This is a genomic window from Brachyspira catarrhinii (genome assembly GCF_005518285.1).
GTDB lineage: Bacteria > Spirochaetota > Brachyspiria > Brachyspirales > Brachyspiraceae > Brachyspira > Brachyspira catarrhinii.
Map to the genome: position 1 here is coordinate 1 of NZ_SJDU01000071.1, position 8,169 is coordinate 8,169.

Sequence of the window (8,169 nt, forward strand, 5' to 3'; positions counted from 1 at the left end):
GAAGCCGTTGGACAAATTAGAAATAATATCCATTTGTTACTCCTTTGTAATAGTTTATTTATAACAATAAGTATAATACATTTTTTATATTTTGTCAATAGTTCTATATAGAAAAAATATAAAAATAAATTCTATTCTAAAACAAGTTAACATAATCTTTTTAACGAAATTCCTTTGACAAAACCGATTTTTATAGTAAAATATATCGTTATGAAGATTGCATTTTTCGATTTGGACAAAACTATTATAAAAAAAGATTCTATAGTTCCGTTTATGATTTTCTACTTAAAAAAAAATCCAAAAAGTATAATTTATTATATCAAACTTATTCCATATTTAATTTTATTTTTTTTGAAAATCATAGACAATAATAAAATAAAATATAAAATAGCTTCGATTTTCAAAAATATTACCGTGGAATTTGGAGAAAAAATAGGAAAAGAGTTCGCCGATTCTATAATTCCAAATTTATATTTCAAAGACGCGTTGGACGAAATTAAAAAATTAAAAAGTCAAAAATATACTCTAATTATGATAACGGCAAGTTTTGAATTGTATGCGAAATTTATAGCGAAAAATTTAGGATTCGATAAATGTATGGGAACGGAACTTTGGACTTTCAGAGACAAATTCACGGGCTATATGTATGGAAAAAACTGCTATGGAGCGGCAAAAAGATATAGATTATTTACCGAGCATATTTTTCCAAATCATAAACATAAAAATATTGCATATAGCGATTCGATAAGCGATTTACCAATGCTTAATTTTGCCGAAACTAAAATATGCGTAAATCCTAATAATAAATTTAAAAAATATATTTTGAAAAACAATAACGAAGGATTTTTAACAGTAAAATGGAGATAATCAATGAGTAATAATATTTTAGAAAACGAAATAAATATAACGGAAATTATAAAAGAAGTGGAGATTCAAAAAAAAGAAATTATTATTGATAAGATTAATAATTTTTTGGATATAAATAATTTCGAATACGCGAAAAAATTGGCGGAAGAATTGATAAAAAAAGAACCGCAATATAAAGAAGCTTATTTGGTTTTGTCGGATATTTATTACGAGGAAGAAAATTATAAAGCCGTAATCGATATTTTGAATAAAGGATTAAATTATATAAATAACGATAAAGATTTGCTTGAAAATAAAATAGAAGCGCTTACGAGTCTTTATAAATACGATGAGGCAAAAGCGACTATAAACGGTTTAATAAATTTAGGAAACGCTGATTCTTCGATTTACGGACAGTTTGGCGTTATTTTGTCTATGGAAGGAAAATATAAAGAAGCTTTGGAACAGTATAAAAAAGCGATTTCTTTGAATTATGGCGATATAGCTTCCATGATTAATATGTCGATAACTTATAAGGCTATGTATTTGTATGACGATGCGATAAATATTTTGGAGAGAGCTTTAACGGTTAAAAAAGACAATAATATTTTAAACAGAATAAACGATTTGAAATCTATAAAAGAAAAAACGAATTTCTATGCTGGAAGATTGATTCCGATTCGAGCTAATCCCGATAGATTCAATTTGCTCGTTCCAGAAAATTTCAACGCTAAAATTGAAAACGGAATTTTGAAAATAGAAAATGAAAATAATTCAATATCGATTATGATTAGTTATGAGAGCTTAAAAGAAAATTTGAAAAACGAAGAAATAAATAATATATTTAACGATTTTAAGATAAAATGCGGAGAATTATATTCTATTGTGTCGCCTCTGTCGATAGAAAATAGAAAAGAATATAACGATACTTTTGCCTCGACAATTTTTACTTCAAAAATCAAAGATAATTATACTTTCAACGCGATGGCTATGGCTATTAAAAATAAAGAATCGATTATTTTAACTTTATCTTCGAGCGTTTATATAAGTAATTATTTAATAGCTTTTGCGAAAAATATTATTAACAGTCTTTATTTTAAATAAAGTCTAAATAAAAAATAAAATGAACGAAATAAAAGAAATAAATAAAATCATTAAAAGTTTGAACGAAATTCCCGAGCCTTTTTCGGTTGACGGAATAATCAAAATCTTTGAAAATAATTCAAAAAAAATAATAAAAAATTTTGCCATTTATTTTTATAAAGAAAACGGCGAAACTATTTTATGGAATATTTCAAATAATAAATTCGATTTAAAAAACGGTTTTAAATTTCAATTAATCGCAAGAAATTATAACTTCGGTTTTATCGTAATAGAAAGCGAAGCCCAAAAAGAATATTTGTATATTTTAATCAATCATTTGTCTTTGATTCTTTACAGCGAAAAATTATCGTTTTTGGCAAACAGAGACAAACTCACGGGAATTTACAATAGAGGCTATGTTTTCAGATATTTATTAAACAAAGAAAAAACGAAAGAAATTTATTCGATTGTGATAATAGATTTGGATAAATTCAAACATTATAACGACAGCTACGGGCATAATGTCGGAGATTATATTTTGAAAACCGCGGTCAAAGTTATAAAAGATTCTTTAAAAAAAATTTCTTATAAATCGATTTTCGCAAGATACGGAGGAGAAGAATTTATTATAGTTTTCGATATAAAAAGTAAAAAAGAACTTTTTCGTTCGATGGAATTCATAAGAAATAAAATAAGCGAAACGGATTTTTCAACGGAAGAATTTTCTCTTAAAGCCACCGCGTCTTTGGGAGGAGCGATTAAAGAAGAAAATATTTCTTTAGACGATTTTATAGACAACGCGGATAAATCTCTTTATAAAGCGAAACAATCGGGAAGGAATAAATCTATAATATTGAATTAAAAATTAATAGCAATCATTAACTGACAGTATTTTATATATTAAACTTTCTGTAAATATTTCTACTAATTTTTGGACTACTTTGTAAAATATTTATTCGCATTTTTATATGAAAATTTACAGTTCAAAATTTCTGAAACATCTCCTTTATATAAATCTTTTGCAAGATTTATTGCTCTTTCGCAGACATTTCTAATCGGTCCAGAACCAACGCTTAATCTTTTTACACCGAGTGAATTTAATTTGCCAAAATCATTAAATATTCCGTTTAAAATGATATTTAAAGGGGCGTTTATACCATTTACAAGATTTTTAACCGTTTCTTCATCTATAGCACCAGGAACAAATATACAATCGGCGCCAGCTTGTCTAAACGCGTTACCTCTTTTGGTCGCGATTTTTAATTTGTCGCCATCAACATTCAACCAGTAAGCGCAAGTTCTTGCATTGATTACAAAATCAATATCAAGTTCCGATTTTAATTCAACAAGAGCTTTAATTTTTTCAAGCTGAAAATCAATAGAGCTTAAAGTCCCGTCAGGCAAACCGTCTTCAATATTAAAGCCTACGGCTCCTTTTAACAAAAGTTGTTTCGCGTTTTCTTTAACCTGTTTAGGGTCTTCGCTGTAACCTCTTTCAAAATCAACGGATACAGGAATATTTAATCTTGATGTCATTTTTTCAACAACATAAAGCAAATCTTCAAACGATATGTCTTCGCCATCGGGATAGCCCAAATTATACGCAATTCCTGCGCTTGATGTCGCAACGGCTTCAAAACCCTCTTTCTCAAATATATAGGCACTGCCGACACTCCATGCGTTTGGAATTACAAACATATTACCTTTTTGATGTAGTGATTTAAAAAAATTTGCCTGTTGTTTTTGTTTTTCTGAAATCATAATATCGCTCCTTTATTATTTTGATATAAAAAATTCTTTCGGCTTTTCTTTTGATGAAAAATTTATCGGAGATAGAGTCAGAGCATAACTCCCAGCGTTAGTTAAAGCAATAAAATCTCCAATGTCAAGCTTTTGCAATTTGATATCATTTGCTATAATATCCGCTTGTGAACAAATATTACCCGTAAGAGTGACACATTCAAATTCGCTATTGTTGTTGAAAGTGAGAATTTGAAAGGAATTTTTGCATGTAAATAATGGTTCAATTGGTTTATCAATAATTTGAGTTAATACTGAACGCATAAAACTGTTTAAAGTATCTTTTAAAATTATAAAAGTTTTTCCTCTTGAAACTTTTTTATCTAAAACCTTTGTTACAAAATATCCCGCGTTTCCAATAACAAACCTGCCCGTTTCAATAATAATTTTAGTTTTTGGATATTTCATTTTAAAATTATTCAAAATAATATTTGTTTTATGCGCTAATTCTTCTACATTAAGACAAGGTTCATCTTTTGAATATTGAATTCCTAATCCTGAACCCAGATTTAAAAAACTAAGCGCAATATTAAATTCATTTTGAAATTTTATCGCGAGTTCAAACATTTTTTGATAATAATTAAAAATACTATTATGATTTAATTCTTGACTTTTTAAATGAGTATGAATTCCTACAATCTTAATATTAGAATAGTTTTTTAATCTGCTTTTACTTTGAAATATTTGCTCTTCGTCAATTCCAAACTTTGATGGCAATCCGTTGTCATCTAAAAAAGTAAAATTAGGGTTTATCCTAATTCCTATTTCAACATTTATATTCATATCAAATGCAATTTTGTTAATATTTTCAATTTCAGAAAAACTATCCGCAATTATAACCGAATTATTAATTGAATTTATAATGTCATTCGGAGTTTTTCCTGGCGCGGAAAAATAAATATCTTCAGTTTTTAACCCTGACTGTTTTGCAAGCATAACCTCGCCTAAACTTGCCGCGTCAGCTCCGAAACCGTTCAAAAACATGCATTTTAAAACATCTAAATTAGGATTTGCTTTTATTGAATATAAAAATTTTATATTATGAAAGTTTAATTTCAGTTTTTCAATCTGACTTATAATTATTTCTTCATCATAAATATAAAAACAATCTGCACTGCAAGATAAATATTCTATAATTTCTTTTGTTATCATAAATTATTCCTTATGGCGCTGTAGAATATTTTGGAATAAATAAACCGTCCATATTCACGCCCTCATGTTTTAACAATTTTATTTTTGTTTCTATTCCTCCCGCATATCCCGTAAGACTTCCGTTTGAACCTACAACCCTATGACATGGAATAATAATAGAAATCGGATTATGTCCCACAGCTCCGCCAACGGCTTGCGCCGACATTTTTGCCTTGCCTTGTTCTTTAGCGATAATTTTTGCTATTTCCCCGTAAGTATAAACTTTACCGTAAGGAATTTTGCAAAGTATTCGCCAAACTCTTTGCCTAAAATCATTTCCGATTGGAGCAAGCGAAAGTTCCGAAATTTTAGGTTTTTCTCCTCTAAAATATCCATCCAACCATTTTTTAGTTTTTTTAAAAATTTCAAGGTTATTATTTTCAAACATTTCATATTCAACGGTATCTCCGAAATATTTTTGTCCCTTAAGCCAAAGTCCGACAAGATTTTGTTTATTATCGCAAGCGAGAGTGATATTTCCGATTGGCGAAGAATAATACGTTTTGAAATATGTTTTATTTTCTTTCGTTTTCACAATTTAGCTCCTAAAAATCGTAAATTAACTTCGATTATTTTCTCTTTTTATAAAATTCTTTCATACAAATTTTACAAGGACGAAAACCCGCGTTTATCGCTTCTTCAAGTGTGTCGTAGAGTTCGATATTTTTCTCTAACGGTCTTCTTGAAGAACAAGACGGATGACAAACTATTTTTGTCGTTTTAACGGCGCAATAAAATTTACCGTCATAGTTTTTATCTCTATTTTTTATCGCTTGAAGTTTTTCTTCTCTATTAATATTTTGCTTCCTTTTTTTAATTTTCTTTATTGTAGCATAATCTTTCATTCCGTCAATAGAGCCTCCAGCGATAGCCCAAAAATAAAGGCTTGCAACGGAACAATAGGGGCTAAATCGTTTTCTATATTTTTCAAAAATAGGTTTAGTAATTTTCTTATGGCGATAAACCATTCTAATGCCTCTTTGAATGGCTAAATCGTCATAGCTAAATACATTTTTTCGTTCCATGCAAAAAAGTAAAATCATTTCGGCAGTCCAAACCCCGATACCTTTAAGGGCGGATAATTCTTTGATTGCTTCTTCATCGGATTTTTCCCAAATTGCTTCCAAATCAAATTCGCCATTTTTAATCTTGTTTGCAAAATCCGTTATGTATTGGGCTTTTTTAAAAGTCATTCCAAAAGATTGCAGTTTTTCAATTCCCGTTTTTAATATGGTATCGGCATTTACGACTTTTAAATCGTTTTCAATTCTTTGCCATATTGTCGCCTGCGCCTTTGTTGAGATTTGCTGCCCTACGATATGATGAACAACGGCGGAAAATAAATCTTTATCAACCGTTCTTTTGATATGTCCAATTTTGTCGATTACGGAAGCAAGTTTTTTACATTTGCTTTTTAAATATTCGGTTTCTATTTTGTTATATCTAAAATACATTTTTACGGCTACCTTTTGTTCGTTTATAATTATATGCATATAAATATATTTTCGCAAGATACGAAGGCTAATAGTTTATTATAGTAATCTATATAAATAATATAATTAAAATAAACTATATTTAATATCAAAAAATAATTAATAAAGCGAATTTTTAATTTACCGAAAATTTAAAAAATGAAAATTATGGAGTAATTATTATGATTCGTTCTTTATGGACAGCGGCAAGCGGTATGAACGGCATGCAATTTAAAACCGACACAATAGCCAATAACCTTGCGAATGTAAACACTATAGGATTCAAAAAAGTTAGAGCGGACTTTGAAGATTTAATATATCAAAATTTAAAAATACAGGGGACGCCCGCGACGGAAGACACGGTGACTCCCGTAGGACTTCAAACGGGACTCGGAGTAAAAAGCGCCGCAACTCAAAAAATGTTCGACCAAGGCTCGCTTCAAGCGACTGGAAATAAATTGGATGTGGCTTTGGAAGGAGAAGGTTTCTTTCAAGTATTGATGCCAGACGGAACGGTTTCATATACGAGAGACGGTTCTTTTAAAGTCGACTCAAACGGACAGCTCGTAACTTCAAACGGTTATAGATTAGTTCCAGAAATAATTTTTCCTCAAAATTTCTTGCTTGAAAAAATCAATATATCGAGAGAAGGCGTAGTTTCGGTTACGATTGGAGACGAAAACGAACCCGTAGAATTGGGGAATATAACATTGCATAGATTTATAAATCAGGCGGGGCTTCTTTCAATAGGAGACAATTTATATAAAGAAACTATAGCGAGCGGACCCGCGTTCGAGGGCGAGGCGGGAGCTAACGGTTTTCCAAGAATACATCAAGGCTTTGTGGAAATGTCGAATGTTAAAGTGGTTGACGAAATGGTGGATATGATTGTGGCGCAAAGAGCATACGAAATGAATTCAAAAGCCGTTCAAACGAGCGACAATTTGCTTGCGACTGTCGTTAATTTAAAAAGATAAATAATTTAAAATTATAGAAAATTTATTTTAGTTATTAAATAAATAAAGAAAAGAGATATTTTTTAAAATGTCTCTTTTCTGTATATTTTTCCGTAAGAAATTTGGTCTCTAACATAAAGCAAATTAAGCATTCTATATTCTTTCTTGATGCTTTCGGCGTATGACTCCGCTTTTTTATTATAATCGTTTCCAGCGTTATAATATCTGAGAGAGTTTTCAATATTACCTTCAAACATCGTTAAGAGTTTATTAATAAATCGCACGCCAAGAATTATATTTTCTCTTTTGTTATATCTGTTTAATCTCGCGTCAATATCCTTATTCGCTATCGGAGTTATTTGACAATATCCGTAAGCGTTTTTCTTCGATAAAGCCGTAGGGACAAAATCGCTTTCTACTTTAATCAAAGAAATCATTAAAAGCGGGTCTACATAATAAGTCGAACAAATATCGAAAATATCTTTAATAAACCAAAAATCTTGATTATAATGATTGGCTATATTCCCTATAATAACAGCCAAATCGTCTGACGAAGAATAATCCTTGATATTAAAATCATGCGTCTCTAAACTAAAATCTCCGACTAAAAACATTATTAATACTATAACTCTTTTCATAAATCTACCCCTTCTATTGTAATTATTTTATTGTATGTAATATTTTAATCGATAATAAATAAAACGAATTTATTGAATAATTAAATTATACAATATTGCTATAATAAAGCAATAAAAAAATTATATGAGTAAACATAATACTAAATCAATGCACCACTATATTATAATATAATAATAGTATAT

The 8,169-nt window shown here is 29.4% G+C and carries 9 protein-coding genes; 4 read left to right on the forward strand and 5 right to left on the reverse strand.

Going from position 1 to position 8,169, the window contains the following annotated elements; translation table 11 throughout:
* Window positions 1–210 precede the first annotated feature (210 nt).
* The 3 genes from EZH24_RS04140 to EZH24_RS04150 are packed head-to-tail and all read left to right on the forward strand — an operon-like array spanning window position 211 to window position 2,791.
* Window positions 211–867: an HAD family hydrolase gene (locus EZH24_RS04140; protein WP_137997872.1), complete on the forward strand. Its 657-nt coding sequence runs from the start codon at window positions 211–213 to the stop codon at window positions 865–867.
* Window positions 868–870: 3 nt separating this feature from the next.
* The gene (locus EZH24_RS04145; RefSeq protein ID WP_137997865.1) at window positions 871–1,950 is read left to right on the forward strand and encodes a tetratricopeptide repeat protein; all 1,080 of its coding nucleotides are present in this window, start codon (window positions 871–873) and stop codon (window positions 1,948–1,950) included.
* A 28-nt stretch (window positions 1,951–1,978) separates the two neighbouring features.
* Entirely contained in the window at window positions 1,979–2,791 is an 813-nt protein-coding gene (locus tag EZH24_RS04150; RefSeq protein WP_137997873.1) for a GGDEF domain-containing protein, read from the forward strand.
* Window positions 2,792–2,865: 74 nt separating this feature from the next.
* On the opposite strand, the gene EZH24_RS04155 is transcribed toward EZH24_RS04150, so the two are convergent.
* Genes EZH24_RS04155 through EZH24_RS04170 form a run of 4 tightly spaced genes read right to left on the reverse strand, consistent with a single transcriptional unit; the run spans window position 2,866 to window position 6,413 of the window.
* The gene (locus EZH24_RS04155) at window positions 2,866–3,690 is read right to left on the reverse strand and encodes an isocitrate lyase/PEP mutase family protein (protein ID WP_137997866.1); all 825 of its coding nucleotides are present in this window, start codon (window positions 3,688–3,690) and stop codon (window positions 2,866–2,868) included.
* Between the two features lie 15 nt (window positions 3,691–3,705).
* Window positions 3,706–4,881, reverse strand: a complete 1,176-nt coding sequence (locus EZH24_RS04160; RefSeq protein WP_137997867.1) for a type III PLP-dependent enzyme domain-containing protein — start codon at window positions 4,879–4,881, stop codon at window positions 3,706–3,708.
* A 10-nt stretch (window positions 4,882–4,891) separates the two neighbouring features.
* Window positions 4,892–5,455: a methylated-DNA--[protein]-cysteine S-methyltransferase gene (locus EZH24_RS04165; protein ID WP_137997868.1), complete on the reverse strand. Its 564-nt coding sequence runs from the start codon at window positions 5,453–5,455 to the stop codon at window positions 4,892–4,894.
* A 34-nt stretch (window positions 5,456–5,489) separates the two neighbouring features.
* A complete protein-coding gene (locus tag EZH24_RS04170; RefSeq protein WP_137997869.1) occupies window positions 5,490–6,413 on the reverse strand; it encodes an Ada metal-binding domain-containing protein in 924 nt (307 codons plus the stop codon).
* Between the two features lie 161 nt (window positions 6,414–6,574).
* On the opposite strand from EZH24_RS04170, the gene flgG reads away from it, so the two are divergent.
* Window positions 6,575–7,369, forward strand: a complete 795-nt coding sequence (gene flgG / locus EZH24_RS04175) for a flagellar basal-body rod protein FlgG (RefSeq protein WP_137997870.1) — start codon at window positions 6,575–6,577, stop codon at window positions 7,367–7,369.
* 62 nt (window positions 7,370–7,431) lie between these two features.
* On the opposite strand, the gene EZH24_RS04180 is transcribed toward flgG, so the two are convergent.
* The gene (locus tag EZH24_RS04180) at window positions 7,432–7,986 is read right to left on the reverse strand and encodes a transglycosylase SLT domain-containing protein (protein WP_137997871.1); all 555 of its coding nucleotides are present in this window, start codon (window positions 7,984–7,986) and stop codon (window positions 7,432–7,434) included.
* Window positions 7,987–8,169 lie beyond the last annotated feature (183 nt).

Bases quoted from the DNA above. Each gene is read 5' to 3' on its own strand.
- EZH24_RS04140 (WP_137997872.1), top strand. From the start codon at position 211: ATGAAGATTGCATTTTTCGATTTGGACAAAACTATTATAAAAAAAGAT.
- EZH24_RS04145 (WP_137997865.1), top strand. From the start codon at position 871: ATGAGTAATAATATTTTAGAAAACGAAATAAATATAACGGAAATTATA.
- EZH24_RS04155 (WP_137997866.1), bottom strand. From the start codon at position 3,690: ATGATTTCAGAAAAACAAAAACAACAGGCAAATTTTTTTAAATCACTA.
- EZH24_RS04160 (WP_137997867.1), bottom strand. From the start codon at position 4,881: ATGATAACAAAAGAAATTATAGAATATTTATCTTGCAGTGCAGATTGT.
- EZH24_RS04170 (WP_137997869.1), bottom strand. From the start codon at position 6,413: ATGCATATAATTATAAACGAACAAAAGGTAGCCGTAAAAATGTATTTT.
- flgG (WP_137997870.1), top strand. From the start codon at position 6,575: ATGATTCGTTCTTTATGGACAGCGGCAAGCGGTATGAACGGCATGCAA.
- EZH24_RS04180 (WP_137997871.1), bottom strand. From the start codon at position 7,986: ATGAAAAGAGTTATAGTATTAATAATGTTTTTAGTCGGAGATTTTAGT.